Below are 17,106 nucleotides of genomic sequence, written 5' to 3' on the forward strand. Positions count from 1 at the left end.
TATGAGGACATCAATGATTCAAAATCCAAGCAAATTGTCCGCATGAACACTCTATGAGGACATCAATGATTCAAAATCCAAGCAAATTGTCCGCATGAACACTCTATAAGGACAATCAATGATTCAAAACCCGAGCACAAAGTCCCCATGAACACTCGCTGAGACCTCATTTGACATCATTTTTTTCAAAATCTGCCTACCTCAATAAATAAATTTTTAAATTATCAGTATGAGTGTTATGATAATAAAATCGCAAATTTTGTTTTTTGGGGTGTGTTTGTTTCACAATGTTTAAAGATATCTTTGTTCACGTGTGTATTTTGGTTAGTTTTTTATTTGCAGGGTCGTTATTCTTTAGAAACAATCCATCGATTATGAATTTTAGAAAAAAAGTCATCATGGGGATTTTAACAGGTATATTAGGTTCAATATTAATGGAATTTAGTATTGGAATTGAGAATGGAACCTTTATTGATTTACGGCATATGGCGATTGTCACCGCTGCTTTTCTTGGAGGTATTACAGCAAGTCTAATTGCTTCTGTCATCATTGGAGCTGTCCGTTTACTCTTTTCAGATGTGAATGGGACGCTCATTGCGATTACGATTGTTACCATCATGGTGGGGTTATTAATGGGGATTATAAAAAGGTTAAATACATCTCCATTTAAACAATGGTTTCTAATGACCATTTCAAGCACATTAATATACTCTGTGGTTTTATATTTCCGGATCCGGCATTTAGAGCATTATCATTTGTATTTAGAGGAATTTTTGGTCCTATCCATTATTGGGGGGATATTTACCTTTTATTTGGTTCACTTTTTAAAGCTTCACAATTTCCTATACTTCGATTATAAACAGCAAGCCACCTACGATTATCGAACAGGTCTGAAAAATGTTCGGCAATTTGAATTACATTTGTCCGAAGCTTTTTCCAATCCAAATTTAAAGAAAAACACCATTGGACTTCTTTTTATCGACATTGATCATTTTAAACAAATTAATGATACCTATGGACATCCAGCAGGAGATGTAATCTTAAAAGAATTTGCAGTCTTATTAAAAAAATCCGTGCGCAAGCAGGATAAGGTATTCCGTAATGGGGGCGAAGAATTTTCGGCCTTGCTAGTGGATGCAAACCTAGAGGAAGCAGCCCAAATAGCGGAACGGCTTCGAAAATCTGTTGAAAACCATTCCTTTACCTTACCTGATCAGTCATCCTTACAGGTTACGATTTCTATCGGGGTGGCGACCAATTCTAAAAAAGATGAATCATCAATGGACTTGGTAAATCAGGCGGATGAAGCTTTATATAAAGCAAAAGAAACAGGTCGAAATAAAATTTGCTGGATAAGTTGAAGAACTAAAACCAGAGGATTTTAAAGAGGCATAGAGAAAAAACTACTTTTTATCCCGCTCCAATTAATGGAGGGGATTTTTTATTTGCTGTTTACCTTTAGTAGATACCAAGATTTGTATCTAGGAAAGCTTCTCATAAAAAGAAAACTTATTTTTAACACTATATTTACAATGATCGTCTATCATAAAAAAGGTAAAGGAGGAGAATTCTAATGAAAATTTACGCACATAGAGGAGTTGCTAGTTTATATCCTGAAAACACATTGGTTGCTTTCCAAGCGGCAGCTAGAATGAAGTGTGATGGTATAGAACTAGATGTTCAATTAACAAAAGACGGAGTTCCAGTTGTGATTCATGACGAAACACTCGATCGTACGACGGATGGAACGGGATGGGTCAAAGACTTTGTGTATGAAGAGTTAAGGAAGTTTAATGCATCTTATAAATTTGGAGAACAGTTTGGGCACTGTCCGATTCCAACATTAGAGGAAGTGTGCAATTTCATTAGTCATACGTCCATAACACTTAATATCGAGTTAAAGAATGAAATTGTTTCGTATCCAACACTTGAGGAAAAGGTTTATGACCTGATTCATTCATATAAATTGAAAGATCAAGTTGTGATTTCTTCTTTTAATCATGAATCACTTAAGCACTTCCGCTCAATCACGAAAGATGTGCAAACAGCTGTATTAACTGAAAATACTATCGAGAATACGGTGGACTATATTCTTAATTTAGGAGCATCTGGATATCATCCTAATTTTTCAACAGTTACGCGGGAGCTAGTGAAGGAATTAGATCGATGCCGTATTGCGGTTAGACCTTATACAGTAAATGAACCGCAGGTCATGCAGAAGTTTCGTGACTGGGGAGTCGAATCAGTGATAACAGATTACCCTCAGCTGATGTTTACTGAACCTTTACGTTAACTTCACAAACCATTCAAACCTGCTTAATAAATAAAAGTTATAGTATAGTCATGGCTAGGAAATAAAAAGAGATATGCCACAATTAAATTAGAGAATGTAGGGGTAGAGCCGATATGAGAACACCCGCTTGCATACGATAGTGTTATTCACAATCAATCGAGGTCTATCTAACCGACTTCCATCGAATTGTGTGTAAATAATTTACTATGTACGCAAGCGGGTGTTCTTTGTTGTTTGAGACACGGTGATACCCAGTGGTATAGATGACTAGAAAGGTGGCGCTAAAGGATGTTCCCTGATCCTTATATTGCAACAATTCAAGATTGGGAAAAATATAAAACGTATCGTAAATTGCCTAAGGTTGTATTTCTTATGACGGGCACGATGCTTCAATTACCGGAGCAAGTATATGAGTTAAAAAAGCATAATCATGAGGTGTTTTTACACTGTGATTTCATTCATGGATTAAATCCGAATACAAAAGAAGCAATGGACTATATTAATGAAGTCATTTGTCCAGACGGTATTATCTCAACAAAAGGATCCACCATTCGCAATGCGAATAAAGCAGGATTAAAAACCATTCAACGGATTTTTGTGTTAGATACCTTATCGTTGACAAAGTCGATTGAGAGTTGTCTGTCAACAAAGCCAGATGCGGTTGAAGTCATGCCTGGCCTTATGCCAACCATTATTTCAAGACTAGTGGACGAGCTTCCATTTCCAATTATTGCAGGTGGTCTTATTCATTCGAAGGAAGACGCACAGGCTGCACTTGAAGCTGGTGCAAGTGCTGTTTCAGCGAGCTCTTCAAAAATCTGGACTTAAGTAATGAAAAAGGAGTGTTTATAAATGATCACGTTGCATCAAGTAAGTAAAACATATGAAAACTCAGACCAAAAAGCGGTAAAAGATGTGTCTGTTCATATTAAAAAGGGAGAATTCTTTGTATTAGTAGGTCCATCAGGCTGTGGAAAAAGTACCTTACTTCGAATGATCGCTGGGTTAGAGGAAATCTCTTCAGGTAAGCTTCTTATCAATAATGATGCAGCCAATCATTTGCAGCCGAAAGACAGACAATTATCAATGGTATTTCAAAACTATGCATTGTATCCCCATCTTACCGTAGAAGAAAATATCTTATTTGGCCTTAAGGTACGCAAAATCGCCAAAACTGAACGGCAAAAGAGACTGGTTGAGGCAGCAGAAATGGTTGGATTGACACCCTATCTAAAAGCAAAACCTAGGGAGCTTTCTGGCGGTCAGCGTCAACGTGTTGCTTTAGCACGCGCAATTGTTAGTGAAGCACCTATTTGTTTAATGGACGAGCCATTATCAAACCTTGATGCGAAGCTCCGGGCACAAATGCGTGTGGAAATCCGTGAAATACAGCAGCGGTTAGGGATTACGATGATTTATGTAACACATGACCAAATTGAAGCGATGACCATGGGCGATCGTATGATGGTTCTAAACAAAGGAGAAATTCAACAGGTTGGCACGCCGCTTGATATATATAACCATCCTGCGAATGAGTTTGTTGCAAGTTTTATAGGATCTCCTTCTATGAATATAGCAGATTGTGAAATCGATGCTGTGCAAAAGATAGCTAGAGTGGGAGGGTTGTCAATCTCACTTGAAGGACCAATTAGTAAAGGACTACAGCAAACGGACATTCGTGTAGGGATTCGTCCAGAACATATTAATATTAGCGAACAGGGTCAGCCGGTTACAGTGCAATCGATTGAGGTTTTAGGAAACGAATCGATTATTAATTTTTTGGTAGGAAATCATATATGGAGTGCCAAAGTGCCTGGTCAAATGAAGTATAAACGTGGTGATAGGGTTTGTTTACAATTCCAAATGGACAACTTGCACTTCTTCCATAAATCAACAAAAGAAGTCATTGTATTAGACAATGAGCGAGAGGTGGTTGCAATATGATCGATTCCGCCCAATCATTAACCAGGCAACAAATTGGACGAAAAAAAGGGCTGCGTTATAAAACCGATTGGCCTATGGCGATTCTTTTTCTAGCTCCATCACTAATCTTATTTTCATTGTTTTTGTTTTACCCCTTGTTCAAAACCCTATACTACAGTTTTCATTTAACTAATGCACAGGGGGAGGCAAGTGTATTTGTCGGGTTAGAAAACTATCAATACTTATTCACGGACCCGGCCTTTTATCAAAGCATAAAGTCTACAGTGTTATTTACCTTATACACGGTGCCTGCAAGCTTAATCATTGCCTTATTCTTGGCTCTATTATCCAATGAGAAGCTGCGTGGAATTGGAATATTTCGTGTGATTTTTTCCTCGACAATGGGAATTTCTGTCGCGGCAAGTGCTGTTATCTGGTTGTTTTTGTTTCATCCGAGCGTTGGAGTATTTAATAATGTGTTAGGTATGCTGCATCTACCTGCACTAGAATGGTTAACCAATCAAAAGCTGGCATTATTTTCTGTATCCATCCCCACCATATGGATGAATATTGGTTTTTCATTTTTAGTTATTCTCGGGGGCTTGCAGAATATTGATACCACTCTATATGAGAGTTCATCGATTGACGGAGCTTCTTACTTTTATAAACTTCGCAGAGTAACGCTGCCAATGTTATCGCCAACGTTGTTTTTTGTCGCTACCGTTACTTTAATCAATGCAGTTCAAAGCTTTGGGCAAATTGATATTTTAACGAAGGGCGGTCCAAACGATGCAACTAATTTAATTGTCTATTCTATTTATAAAGAAGCGTTTGTCAACTACCAATTTGGTACGGCCAGTGCGCAAGCAATTGTATTATTTATTTTTATCTTTATTGCGACCATCCTTCAGTTTAAATTCACGGAAAGAAAGGTGCATTATCAATGATTTATACGTGGAAACGGAACCTGCTGTTATACGTATTGCTTTTGGTTAGTGCGATACTCGTATTCTTTCCGGTTTTATATGCCTTTTCAATAGGTTTCATGACACCGGATGATATTCAAAAGCGTCACCTTTTTCCGTCGACTTTTACGTTTGATAATTTTGTCAATGTTTTTAGAAAGGTACCGCTCCTGACTTATTTAAAAAATAGTTTTATAGTTTCCGCTACGGTCATGATCGGGCAGCTTGTTGTATCAAGTTTAGCGGCCTATGCATTTGTGTTTCTAAAATTTAAAGGTAGAAATTTACTATTCTTTCTATTTATCTCAACGATGCTTATACCATGGGAAGCAACGATGGTTCCCAATTTCTTAATGGTTCAGCAATTCGGCTGGACAAACACGTTAATGGGGTTAACAGTGCCATTTTTCGCAGTGGCCTTTGGGATCTTCTTATTAAGGCAGCATTTCTTAACCGTACCGCATGAGCTTAGAGAGGCTTCGATGATTGAAGGAGTTAATCATATTTCTTTCTTATTTAAAGTAGTGATTCCTTATTGTAAAACAAGCTTTGTTACATTAGGAGTATACGGTTTTCTTACCACATGGAATATGTACCTTTGGCCGCTTCTTGTTACGAATGATGAAACCGCACGTACCGTGCAAATTGGTATTAAACAATTACAAACACAAGAAGTGGCTAACGATTGGGGAAGTGTGATGGCTGGAATAACAATTGTTATTCTCCCAACCTTAATCTTATTATTTGTAGGACAAAAGCAGTTACAGCAAGGTTTGACGAAAGGTGCAATCAAGTAATTCACATAAAAAATCATAAAAAAAGGTGGAAAAACAGATGAAACTAGCAAAAAAAGGCGGATTATTACTATCAGCAGCAGCGTTGGCGCTCTCATTAACAGCATGTTCAAGCACTCAAACAACCAATAATGCAGAAGCAAAAACAAAGGTACAGACCGTACCTGTTGAAAAAGATGGTAACAAAATCGTGATCCGCTTCTGGCATGCAATGAGTGGGGATTTAGAAAAAAGGTTAAATGAAATTGTTGCACAATACAATCAATCACAGGATAAATATGAAATAAAGCCCGAATTTGAAGGAACCTATGAAGAGTTATTAACTAAATTCCGCAGTACTGCTGCTTCTAAAGATGTGCCGGCGTTAGTTCAGTCAAGTGAAATTACAACAAAATATATGATAGACAGTAAGAAAATTACACCTGTACAGGAATGGATTGATAAAGATCATTACGATACATCTAAGTTAGAAAAGGCTATTACAAACTATTATTCTGTCAATGGTAAAATGTACTCTATGCCATTTAACTCATCTACGCCTGTATTAGTTTATAACAAAGATGCATTTAAAAAGGCAGGATTAGATCCAGAAAAGGCACCTTCCACCTATTCAGAGCTGAAAGATGCTGCAGACAAGCTGACAATTAAAGAAGGAAATACAACCAAACAATATGGATTTACCATGCTAAACTACGGCTGGTTCTTCGAAGAATTGTTAGCAGCCCAAGGCGGTCTGTATGTGGACCATGAGAATGGACGAAAAGGTGGAGCTGAGAAAGCAGTATTTAATGGTAAAGAAGGCCAAAAAGTATTTAACTTGTTAAATGATTTAAATAAAAATGGAAACTTAGGAAAGTACGGAAATGACTGGGATGGTATGCGTGCAGCATTTCAATCTGGACAGGTTGCGATGTATTTAGATTCATCAGCTGGTATTCGAAATATAATCGATACCTCTAAATTTAATGTAGGGGTTGCTTACTTACCTCACCCTGATGGCGTAAAACCAAAGGGGGTTGTAATCGGAGGAGCTTCACTATGGATGACAAACATGGTAGGCGATGAAACTCAGAAAGGCGCATGGGATTTTATGGAGTATTTAACAAAGGCTGATGTTCAAGCAAAATGGCATACGGAAACAGGCTATTTCCCAATTACACCTGCGGCTTATAAGGATCCTTCCATCGCAGAAGAGTATAAGAAATATCCACAATTAAAGGTAACGGTTGATCAATTACAAGCGACAAAATCAACTCCGGCAACACAAGGTGCGTTAATTAGTGTATTCCCTGAATCACGTGATGCAGTGGTTAAATCATTAGAGGCAATGTATGGTGGTAATGATCCTAAACAAGCTTTAGATGATGCGGCTAAAGCAACAGATCGTGCCATTGAAATTGCTAATCGTACAAATGGTGCAAAATAAACAGGCAAGTTAACAGAGTCAAAAAAAGAATCATAGTCATTAGGGGCTATCTTGAAAGTTCGATACTTTTGAGGTAGCCCTCATCTTTTAAATAAAATCATTTTTGGAACTCAAATAAGGAGTATGGCAGGATGAAGGGATATGTATTTTTAACCATAGCAATTGTAAGTGAAATATTCGGCACTTCGATGCTTAAAGCTTCAGAGGTGTTTACAAAATTTTGGCCGAGTGTAGCTTTTATTGTCGGATTTAGTTTGGCGTTTTATTCTCTTTCTCTAGCAATGCAGTCTATTCCACTGAATGTGGCGTATGCTATTTGGTCCGGAGTAGGAACGGCTTTAACGGCTTTGATAAGTATTTTAATTTGGAAAGAGAGAATAAGTATACAAGGGGCAATAGGTATAATCTTGATTATAGCTGGGGTCGTTTTACTTAATTTTAATAAATCTGCTTTACATTGAGGATAAACTTAAGTAATTTTGAACTACTAGAAAAGAAGATACTGCTGTAAAAGATTTTTTTGAATTCTATAGTCGAACGGTTTTATTCTATGCCATTAGAATAAAACTTTTTTTTGTTCACCACACATTAGAGTATAATTTAAAAAATTAAAGGTTATTAATCTCAAAAATGAGCCCCTTTTACGACAAATGACCAATGCTTTCATAGGACTTTTTCATTAAAAAACGTGAAAGATGTGGATTTTTGGAAGAAAAAGCAGGATTTTTGATTTTGATGAAGGAATATATATGTTAAACAAGTAACCGTGAAGTTTAAAAGTGGACGAGTTGAACCTGTAAGAGAAACAAGATAATAGTATATCGTCACAAGTTGTTTTTTCATCAAGCAATAGCTGCAGATAGAAAAAGATTTAACCCATTTAATTCATCCATTCTATCAAGGTATGAAAGAAGGTATACGAAATGATTGAAAAATTCTTTGCTGACTATAAAAAGTTTATTGAGGTACCAAAAGATGAAACGCGCTTGGTTAATGAAGTGTTTGATCCCAACAATTATGCTGCCTATTATATCCTAACACTGACCATTTTTGATTCACGTCTATCATCCTGGAAAGAAGCGAGTAAATTTGAGATTGATGTGGAAAAAAGTATCAAGACAGTTTTAGAAAAATTCAATCAAATGCAGCGTGAAAAATATCATCTTCAATTACTGGAATTAGATAAGTTTAAGAACTATTTTATCTTGGCATTTTCCTCCAAAATAAAATTTACTCCTAAGGAGGAAAAGGAACGGATTACTTATATCATTGATAGATTATTAACGAATCCTTTTTATGTTGGACAAGGCTGGTTCAACTTGGTTGGTGAAAAAGGAAAAGTCGCCCGTAAACTCTTTAACTACTCCTTTAAAGAATATGTAGTGGAGAATCAAAACGATACGAATGAAAAATATGAAAACATCAGTGAATTAACCCCTAAAAATGGAGAAATAAAACTGATCAAAAGCATCTGAATAGTTATCTCGTTTGAAAAATGCTTGGAGTGCATCCAAGTGTTTTTATTTTGCTGTTTTTACAAATTCTATCTACCAATTAATCTATTTAATAGGAATACAATTACTCACATGGTAAAATATGAATATTGGAAATTAATTGAATAGGAGAATGAAAGAATGAAGTTGCCCATAGTAAGAACGGGATTATTGGCTGGTTTTATGCTGCTTGGATTTTCTCATGAAAAAGCTTCTGCACAAACGGTATGGCCAGCCCAGTGTACAACATTAGGTAAAGTTCAAACAAATCAAAATCCCTCGTTTCAACAAGTAAACTGCCTATTAACGAAAGCTGCTGTAGAAGCAAAGATTCCTCCTGAAGTGGTTAAAGCGATAGCAGCACAAGAAAGTGGCTGGAGACAATTTACCGACGATGGCCAACCCTTTATTTCGACAGATGACGGAATCGGTATCATGCAAATTACCAATCAATCAAGCTATGATGTAAATCAATTAAAAGATGATATCTACTATAATATCAAGGCAGGCGTAGAAATCCTCAGTGGTATGTATCATCGTACCGATCTTCCTAAAATAAAAGGGGCGGGACCTGAGGTGATAGAAAATTGGTACTTCCCAGTTATGGCGTATAATGGGACAAAGCCTGTAAATAGTCCTCTTAAGCAAGATACCGGGATTGTGAATGACATGGCGTATCAAGAAAAGGTTTTTGACCATATTTTTCAAGATAGTTACTTGGAAGATACCAAACTAGCACAGTTCCCTTTTAGTGTAGGCGACTTTAAATATCAAACAGATAGCACGAATAATATTGAATTTTTAAAGAAGGAATATATCATTTCTGACCAAATGCACCCTTCTAACTATCGATTTAAAGCGGGAGACAAAGTCATTGTAACAAAAGATGGTGCAAAATTAAGGCCACAACCTGGTACTTCTTCGAGTTGGAATGAGTTAACAAAAGGTACTCCTCTAACTGTTGAAGGGGATTTTGTGTACGACCAAGAATCAATCAGCAACCAATTTGTCTGGTACCCAGTCAAAACAGCAGATCAAAAATTAACCGGATATATTTCTTCTGCTTATATTACAAACAAGTTAGATTCTCCGAAGGTCGGTCCCGTCGATGATAATAATGTATCTATTTCTGGCACCGCACCGAGTAATGTCACCATTCAAGTCATGAGCGGAGCCAAAGTGATCGGCACCGCTGTCACTGATGGAAATGGGGCTTTCAAGGTGACAATTCCTGTTCAAAAGGCAGGCACTCAACTGACGATATTCTATAAGGATCAATATAACGCTCCTAGCACTCCTACTACAAAAGGAATAACAGATAAAACGGCTCCTGCTAGTGCAGTCGTAAACACGGTAAATAACAAGGCAGCGGCAGTGACAGGAAAAACAGAATCCAATGCAACTGTAACCGCGACAATCGCCGGGAAAGCTTATACGACAAAAGCGGATGGGTATGGGAACTACCATGTAGATATACCGGTTCAAAATGCAGGAACAAGTATCTCTGTCACAGCAAAAGACCTTGCAGGTAATGTAAGTGTGGCAAGGACTATGAAAGTTGTAAAAGTAGCCCCGAATATCCCAACGGTTTACACGGTGAATAACAAGGCAGCTGCAGTGACAGGAAAAACAGAAGCCAATGCAACGGTGACTGCGACAATCGCCGGGAAAGCTTATACAGTAAAAGCGGATAAACTAGGAAATTACAAAGTGACGATCCCCGTACAAAACACAGGAACAAAATTATCTGTCACGGCAAAAGACAGTCTGGGACATGTAAGTGTGGCGAGAAGTACTACAGTTATACGAGTGGCACCGAATCAGCCGACGGTGAATATAGTAAGATACTATTCTACGAATGTAACAGGAAAAACAGAGAAATATGCAACCGTTGCAGTAAAAATCGGAACAAGGACATACACAGCCAAGGCGAATGTTTATGGAAATTATAAAGTGTATATCCCGAAGCAACGGGTTGGAACAAAAGTATATGTGTATGCGAAAGATGCAAAAGGGATGGTAAGTGCAACAAGACTAATAACAGTTTCAAAATAAATAAATCTTAGTCCCTTTCTGGTATCCTATCTACAATTACATATCTCCGTAAGCATTAATTATTAAATCCAAGCACCCTTTTTCTGAAGGGTGTTTTTTGCTTGGACTCCATTCAAGTGTCTTTTATTGAGATGATTTTTTTAAAAGTAATAGTCTTAATTTACTGTTCTTTTGACAAAATAAGCCAAGTTTTAATGAGTGATTGTTTTTTAGTGGAATTATTCATCTATATGCACGAATATTTTACAAAAATAGGGAAATTTCAGTTGCTAGATGTCGTTATAAAGCGAGAAGTATTTATTTTCTTTGGATAATAATAGACTTAAAATTAGGAATGTTAAGAAAAATAAATAAAGGAGGTTTTTATTCATGAGGAAGAAAAAAAGAGGAATGACAATGGTTGCCAGCAGTGTTTTGGCTATGTCTTTATTATCTTTTTCAACTAGCACTCACACCTCTGCAAAAACACAGACGGTAAGCAAAAACTATCTAATCGCTTATAATCAATCATTGCCAAAGGACTATCAAACAGAAGTGAAAAATGCAGGAGGTGTAGTAGTAAGAGCGATTCCTGAGCTTGGGGCGCTTGAAGTAAAATCCTCAAACCCTAATTTTCTAGACAAGCTGAATTCAACATCCGTTGTGGCAGCCAATGTGGAGAAATCCTTTAAACTGGAAAATGGAAACCCAGAAGGGGCGGATGGTCAGCCTGTTGCCCTAACTCCTGATCCTGATGGTACATATTGGAGTTCCCAATGGGATATTCAACATTTAACAAATGGAGGAAAATCATACGCCATTGAATCTGGTGGTACAAAAACAACGACTGGGGTTAAACATAAGGCGGTTGTCGGAATTATCGATTCAGGAATTGATGCTGGACATCCAGACCTAAAAGCGAACTTTATGGGTGGTGAAAACTTTGTTCCTGCTGGCGGATATTATGGAGATGTTCCTGAAGAGAAAGGAAATACCAGCAATGTCACAGATACCAACGGTCATGGAACACATGTAGCCGGTTCAATCGCCGGAAATGGAAAAGTGAAAGGTGTCGGCCCTGACTTGGGAATCCGTGCCTATCGTATTTTTGATGCCAGCGGCAGTGCGCCAACAGGACCGATCGTGGATGCGATAGTTCAAGCGGCCAACGATGGGGTCGATGTCATTAATATGTCGATTGGAGGATTTGATAGTCTTAAATATTACTATGAAGGCACTCGTTATAGTGATGTGGCCGATGTACTCCTTTGGAAACGGGCTGTTCAGTACGCTGTTAAGAAAAATGTAACCGTTGTGGCATCTGCAGGAAATGATTCCCTCAATTACGCGGATAAAAAGGCACTTACGGACTATATGAATGAATCCTATGGCTATTTAGGAATCAAATATAGCGGTGTAACGATTGAGGTTCCTGGCAGCACACCAGGAGTCATTAATGTATCTTCCTCCAATGAATGGTCAACCAATAAACTTGCTTTCTATTCGAACTACGGAAATGGATTTATTGATGTAGCGGCCCCGGGAGGAGATAACGGACCAGTATATGATGCAACATTAGATTTAAATCAACGCAATTTTACCTATCGAGCACTTTCCACATGGCCTAGATACCTGGATGCCTATTTCACCATGCAAAAGAATGATGGGTACGCCTATTTGCACGGAACATCAATGGCTGCACCAAAAGTAGCGGGAATCGCGGGAGTCATTAAGGCTGCCCATCCGGATTATACTCCATCTCAAGTGGAGGCTCTAATCGAAAAATCAGCACTAGATTATGGTAAAAAAGGCCATGATGAATTGTATGGTTCCGGTGAAGCGAATGCGTATACAGCTTTAACAAGTAAATAATCTTCGTGGTGCCTGACACCAAAAAAGAAGTCTCACTTCAATAGAAGGGGACTTCTTTTTTTGCACCTATATGATAATTTTTTATAAGTTAAAAGCTCTTTTTAGATACCACTGATACAGAGGGAAGATGGCATTATAGTGGGAAATTTAAATAAAAAGTGTATACTTACTAAATGAACACTTTTTACACTACAGGGGGGAACTTTAGTGGAATTTAATCCAAAGGCCATCTTTTTAGACATGGATGGAACTATCTTAAATCATCAAAATAAGGTAAGTATACATACGAAAGAAATCATTGATCAAGTAAGAAACCGCGGGATTAAAGTATTCATTGCTACTGGGAGAGCGTTTGAGGAGATAGAGGAACTCGTACCACCAGGTTTTCAAGTAGATGGAATCGTAGCCTCTAATGGTATGGTTGGATATGCAGGCCATGAAGTAATTTTTAAACATTCTCTATCACGTGAGTTAGTAGAAACAGTTATTAAAATGGCTAGGGAAAACAAGGTTTATTATGAGCTGTTTCCCTATGGCTCACCACGTATCACATTAAAACAGGACCGTCCATATGTAGAAAACGAAATAAGAGAGCCTAAGCCGGAAGGTGTGGGTATAAATGAGTGGCTTTCTCGTAAGGAAGCGATTAAAGAAAAGATTACATGGGCGGATGAAATGATTGGAAATGAATTCTCCAAGTTCTATTTCTTTGGCAGAACAAAGGAACAGATCAATCGCTGGAAGGAAGAACTAGAGCAATTAAAGCAAGAAATAGACTTTACGACCTCGATCTCGACTGAATATAATGTCGAATTGATGGTGGCGAACGTCAACAAAGCTACTGGAATTCAACAGATGTTAAAGCAGTTTGATTTGTCCGAGACAGAGACTATGGCAATAGGCGATAGTGACAATGATTTACCGATGCTGCGTCTCGTGAATTATGCAGTAGCGATGAAAAATGCACCGGATAGTATTAAAGAAGTAGCCGATGACGTCACGGACTTTACTTGTGATGAAGACGGGGTATTTTATTATCTTAAGTCTAGGCTTATGTTAAAAGATTAATTTTAATGCAAAAATGGAACCTCGGCCCTAAATTGGTACGGGTTTACTTGTGAGGTGCAAAACGGTAAATCGCAGACCAAATCAAATAGCAAATCACATAAACTTCCCAGTATTTTTCACAGTCAAAAAGGCATAGAGATGCAACTATCTCTAAGCCTTTTTTGAATTTTCTTTTTTTCAAAAAGAAAGTCTGATAAATAAGCGGAGAATTTTCTCTTAATTAGAAAATAGCACTGAAATTAGCTTAAATAGACGGAAAGATTCCGACTATTGATTCGAAAAACGTGAAAATGGTTAATTTTGCTTTGCTTAATCGGAAAACCTCCGCTTATATCCCCCGAATCGAGCTCTATTCTGCAGTCTAACCGAAAAATCTCCGCTTATTTAAATATTACTGGTTACTCAATTAAGGATAAGACCTCTTACTAGATCACAAATAATTCACACACACTCCAATAATTATTTCAAACCCTGTGATTTACTATGTGAATTAAGACAAAATAAACAATTAAAATTTGCCGAAATGTTGATAAATCAGTAAAAAAAGTACTATGAATTATATAGTGAATTCAAGTGCTTTTCATATGTGTTTTACAATGTTTGCAACTCTATAGTAAACCCGTTACCTGATTTGGTATGGGGTTTTTGTTTTTTAACAATTAGTGGACAAATATAATAAGTATGGGCTGTGATTAAAAAGGGGAATTTCCATTGCATTGTTTTCAAAAAGTGTATATGGTATATTAATACCAACACTTATTAAAGATCTTTAATAAGTCTTCATGGTGGTGAATTGAGTGAATGAGATATTAGCTACTCCGAAATCTTTGAAAAAAGTAATCCTTCGTGGTATACGTACAACACTTTTAGAACTTGGAAGTGCAACAAAGATTGAACTCAGCAATAAATTAGAAATTAGTTTCCCAACCATAAGTAAGTTCCTAACACAGATGGAGAAGGATGGGGAAATTATTTTAGTTGGATTAGATGATTCAAGTGGCGGGCGAAGAGCAAAAAGATATAAGTATAATCCTGAGCACATGTTAGGTCTGGCCATATTTTTAGAGAAAACAGAGACAAATTATACTATTTTTAATTGTGTAGGAGATGTAAAGGAACAAGGAAGCGCGCCTAGTGTTTTACAAGAGGATGGTTTAAATTTATTAACTAAATGCATTGATAACATAATGATTAAATATCCGAAAATTAGTTCTATGGCCATTGGCGTTCCTGGTTCGGTTGATGGTGGTAGGATTTTTTATATACCAGGATACGAGCAGTTTCAAAATTTTGATTTAAAAGGTTACTATGAGGATCAATTTTCAATACCAGTCGTAGTAGAGAACGATATGAATGCTGCTGTTCTCGGTTATTACAAAACTAGAGGAATGAAGGGCAAGAAATCCCTTATCTATTTATATGCTGGTCAAAACGGACCAGGTGCAGGAATAATGATAAATGGTGAAGTGGTTCGAGGAAGTACCTATTTTTCAGGAGAGATTTCATTCGTCCCACAGTATAATGATCAAAATTTTGGTCAAGCTTTTGAAAATGGTAGTGGATCTAAAATCGGTAAGGACAATGAGATTGATGCCATTAGCAGATTAGTAGCCACTTTTGTAGCGGTTCTTAACCCTCATACTATCATATTTTGTAAGGATGAAGTGGAAAAGGAAATATTAGATAAAATTGCCATAGACAGCTCAAAATATATCCCGTCAGAACATCTTCCAGAGCTTACAATGAGTGATTTGAAGCAAGACTATTTATTTGGATTACAAAGATTAAGCCTTGATCTCCTAATCGAGGAAGTAAACAATTAATCTGGAAACTTATTAAAGAAATTTAATAAGTTTTTATTTCCATACTTTTTAAATATCTTTAATAAGTGTGTTTACATAATGGAGAATAAGTGAAGTACATTGGACACTAAATAATGAAAGGTGAAGTAAAACATGACAACATTCCTTTTAATCATCATTTATTTAGCATTTATTAGCTTAGGTTTACCAGATTCATTGTTGGGGGTAGCTTGGCCAGTGATGCAATTGGACTTTGGGGCTCCGCTTGAGACGGCTGGATTCCTTTTTATGACCATTGCAGGGGGGACCATTATTTCCAGCCTAGTCAGCGGAAAGGTACTGAATAGGTTCGGGACTAGCAAAGTCACGTTTGTCAGCGTCTTAATGACTGCTGCTGCTTTGCTGGGATTTCATTTTGCTCCTTCCGTTGTTTGGTTGATTGTTTGTGCGATACCACTTGGATTAGGGGCAGGAGCGGTTGATGCGGGATTAAACGATTATGTGGCCACACATTATAAGGCCCACCATATGAGCTGGTTACATTGTTTTTGGGGAGTCGGAGCTACCTTGGGTCCGATCATTATGGCTCAGTTTATTTCAGGGGATAATTCTTGGAGAAGTGGTTATTTTACCATTTCTGTAATGCAGTTCGCGTTAGCGGTTATCCTTTTCTTCACTTTGCCCTTGTGGAACAAAGTGAAGAAAAACAATGCTCTCTCATTAAATGATGAGCAGGAAGATTTAAATGATGTACTTCATATGTCAGAGTCTAAAAATGTAAAGCCTCTGCAAATAAAAGGAGTGAAGCTGGCTCTGATTTCCTTCTTATTTTACTGTGGAGTTGAATCAACAGTGGGTCTTTGGGGAAGCAGCTTTTTGGTTAATGTTAAAGAGTTACCCGCAGCTGCAGCTGCACAATGGGTTTCCTTATATTATGCAGGAATAACAATGGGGAGATTTATTACTGGCTTTATTACTTTTAAAATTAGTAACCCATCTCTGATTAGAATGGGGCAGATCATTGCATTAGGCGGTACCACACTTCTATTCCTGCCATTGCCGTCTATTTTCTCGCTTGTCGGTTTTATTATGATTGGATTAGGATTAGCTCCAATCTTCCCGTGTATGTTACATGAAACACCAACGCGTTTTGGGAAGAAGCATTCCCAGACCATTATGGGCTATCAAATGGCAGTTGCCTATACAGGAAGTACATTTATGCCACCCCTTCTTGGGTTCACTGCCTCTCATTCAACAATAGGAATTTTTCCATATTGTATGGTTATTTTTGTTGCAGCAATGCTCCTAAGTTCAGAAAAATTAAATGCCTTATTGAAAAAGAATGAGTTAATAAAGAGCGAAAATAAAAGTTCAACCATTTTTTTATGATTTGAAGAATGCTGTAAGAAGACTAGATAAGAGATGGATAACCAATT

Annotated in this window: 14 protein-coding genes; all 14 read left to right on the forward strand. The window is 37.3% G+C overall.

The genetic code is table 11. From position 1 onward, the window contains the following. Positions 1 to 374 precede the first annotated feature (374 nt). The 14 genes from CVD27_RS19515 to CVD27_RS19585 all read left to right on the forward strand — a co-directional run bounded on the left by CVD27_RS19515 (position 375) and on the right by CVD27_RS19585 (position 17,059). Positions 375 to 1,361, forward strand: coding sequence for a diguanylate cyclase (locus CVD27_RS19515; protein WP_180960363.1), 987 nt, complete (start codon positions 375 to 377; stop codon positions 1,359 to 1,361). Between the two features lie 212 nt (positions 1,362 to 1,573). After that, on the forward strand, positions 1,574 to 2,293 hold the full coding sequence (locus CVD27_RS19520; protein WP_101649614.1) for a glycerophosphodiester phosphodiesterase: 720 nt from the start codon (positions 1,574 to 1,576) through the stop codon (positions 2,291 to 2,293). Positions 2,294 to 2,581: 288 nt separating this feature from the next. Beyond that, positions 2,582 to 3,121, forward strand: coding sequence for a glycerol-3-phosphate responsive antiterminator (locus CVD27_RS19525; RefSeq protein WP_101649616.1), 540 nt, complete (start codon positions 2,582 to 2,584; stop codon positions 3,119 to 3,121). A gap of 24 nt (positions 3,122 to 3,145) precedes the next feature. Continuing rightward, positions 3,146 to 4,237 carry an ABC transporter ATP-binding protein gene (locus CVD27_RS19530; protein WP_101649617.1) on the forward strand — a complete coding sequence of 364 codons (1,092 nt, stop codon included), beginning with the start codon at positions 3,146 to 3,148 and terminating at the stop codon, positions 4,235 to 4,237. Then, positions 4,234 to 5,163, forward strand: coding sequence for a carbohydrate ABC transporter permease (locus CVD27_RS19535; protein WP_101649619.1), 930 nt, complete (start codon positions 4,234 to 4,236; stop codon positions 5,161 to 5,163). The genes CVD27_RS19530 and CVD27_RS19535 overlap by 4 nt, the downstream gene beginning before the upstream one ends. Beyond that, positions 5,160 to 5,978 carry a carbohydrate ABC transporter permease gene (locus CVD27_RS19540; protein WP_101649621.1) on the forward strand — a complete coding sequence of 273 codons (819 nt, stop codon included), beginning with the start codon at positions 5,160 to 5,162 and terminating at the stop codon, positions 5,976 to 5,978. Before CVD27_RS19535 ends, CVD27_RS19540 begins: the two co-directional genes overlap by 4 nt. 37 nt (positions 5,979 to 6,015) lie before the next feature. Continuing rightward, positions 6,016 to 7,401 carry an ABC transporter substrate-binding protein gene (locus CVD27_RS19545; RefSeq protein ID WP_101649624.1) on the forward strand — a complete coding sequence of 462 codons (1,386 nt, stop codon included), beginning with the start codon at positions 6,016 to 6,018 and terminating at the stop codon, positions 7,399 to 7,401. Between the two features lie 131 nt (positions 7,402 to 7,532). Then, positions 7,533 to 7,862: a DMT family transporter gene (locus CVD27_RS19550; protein WP_101649626.1), complete on the forward strand. Its 330-nt coding sequence runs from the start codon at positions 7,533 to 7,535 to the stop codon at positions 7,860 to 7,862. Between the two features lie 462 nt (positions 7,863 to 8,324). Beyond that, the gene (locus CVD27_RS19555; RefSeq protein WP_101649628.1) at positions 8,325 to 8,876 is read left to right on the forward strand and encodes a hypothetical protein; all 552 of its coding nucleotides are present in this window, start codon (positions 8,325 to 8,327) and stop codon (positions 8,874 to 8,876) included. 159 nt (positions 8,877 to 9,035) lie between these two features. After that, positions 9,036 to 10,949, forward strand: coding sequence for an Ig-like domain-containing protein (locus CVD27_RS19560; RefSeq protein ID WP_101649630.1), 1,914 nt, complete (start codon positions 9,036 to 9,038; stop codon positions 10,947 to 10,949). Positions 10,950 to 11,318: 369 nt separating this feature from the next. After that, positions 11,319 to 12,800 carry a S8 family serine peptidase gene (locus CVD27_RS19570; RefSeq protein WP_101649633.1) on the forward strand — a complete coding sequence of 494 codons (1,482 nt, stop codon included), beginning with the start codon at positions 11,319 to 11,321 and terminating at the stop codon, positions 12,798 to 12,800. A gap of 207 nt (positions 12,801 to 13,007) precedes the next feature. Further along, positions 13,008 to 13,868 (forward strand): HAD family hydrolase, encoded by an 861-nt coding sequence (locus tag CVD27_RS19575; RefSeq protein WP_101649635.1) that lies wholly within the window; start codon positions 13,008 to 13,010, stop codon positions 13,866 to 13,868. 797 nt (positions 13,869 to 14,665) lie between these two features. After that, on the forward strand, positions 14,666 to 15,691 hold the full coding sequence (locus CVD27_RS19580; RefSeq protein WP_180960364.1) for an ROK family transcriptional regulator: 1,026 nt from the start codon (positions 14,666 to 14,668) through the stop codon (positions 15,689 to 15,691). 132 nt (positions 15,692 to 15,823) lie between these two features. After that, positions 15,824 to 17,059 (forward strand): MFS transporter, encoded by a 1,236-nt coding sequence (locus tag CVD27_RS19585; RefSeq protein ID WP_101649637.1) that lies wholly within the window; start codon positions 15,824 to 15,826, stop codon positions 17,057 to 17,059. Positions 17,060 to 17,106: the final 47 nt, after the last annotated feature.

Source organism: Neobacillus cucumis (assembly GCF_002860255.1).
GTDB classification, from domain to species: domain Bacteria; phylum Bacillota; class Bacilli; order Bacillales; family Cytobacillaceae; genus Neobacillus; species Neobacillus cucumis_A.

What these genes read in the sequence shown, in the direction of transcription:
- CVD27_RS19515 (WP_180960363.1), top strand. Translation starts at nt 375, where the DNA reads ATGAATTTTAGAAAAAAAGTCATCATGGGGATTTTAACAGGTATATTA.
- CVD27_RS19520 (WP_101649614.1), top strand. Translation starts at nt 1,574, where the DNA reads ATGAAAATTTACGCACATAGAGGAGTTGCTAGTTTATATCCTGAAAAC.
- CVD27_RS19525 (WP_101649616.1), top strand. Translation starts at nt 2,582, where the DNA reads ATGTTCCCTGATCCTTATATTGCAACAATTCAAGATTGGGAAAAATAT.
- CVD27_RS19530 (WP_101649617.1), top strand. Translation starts at nt 3,146, where the DNA reads ATGATCACGTTGCATCAAGTAAGTAAAACATATGAAAACTCAGACCAA.
- CVD27_RS19535 (WP_101649619.1), top strand. Translation starts at nt 4,234, where the DNA reads ATGATCGATTCCGCCCAATCATTAACCAGGCAACAAATTGGACGAAAA.
- CVD27_RS19540 (WP_101649621.1), top strand. Translation starts at nt 5,160, where the DNA reads ATGATTTATACGTGGAAACGGAACCTGCTGTTATACGTATTGCTTTTG.
- CVD27_RS19545 (WP_101649624.1), top strand. Translation starts at nt 6,016, where the DNA reads ATGAAACTAGCAAAAAAAGGCGGATTATTACTATCAGCAGCAGCGTTG.
- CVD27_RS19550 (WP_101649626.1), top strand. Translation starts at nt 7,533, where the DNA reads ATGAAGGGATATGTATTTTTAACCATAGCAATTGTAAGTGAAATATTC.
- CVD27_RS19555 (WP_101649628.1), top strand. Translation starts at nt 8,325, where the DNA reads ATGATTGAAAAATTCTTTGCTGACTATAAAAAGTTTATTGAGGTACCA.
- CVD27_RS19560 (WP_101649630.1), top strand. Translation starts at nt 9,036, where the DNA reads ATGAAGTTGCCCATAGTAAGAACGGGATTATTGGCTGGTTTTATGCTG.
- CVD27_RS19570 (WP_101649633.1), top strand. Translation starts at nt 11,319, where the DNA reads ATGAGGAAGAAAAAAAGAGGAATGACAATGGTTGCCAGCAGTGTTTTG.
- CVD27_RS19585 (WP_101649637.1), top strand. Translation starts at nt 15,824, where the DNA reads ATGACAACATTCCTTTTAATCATCATTTATTTAGCATTTATTAGCTTA.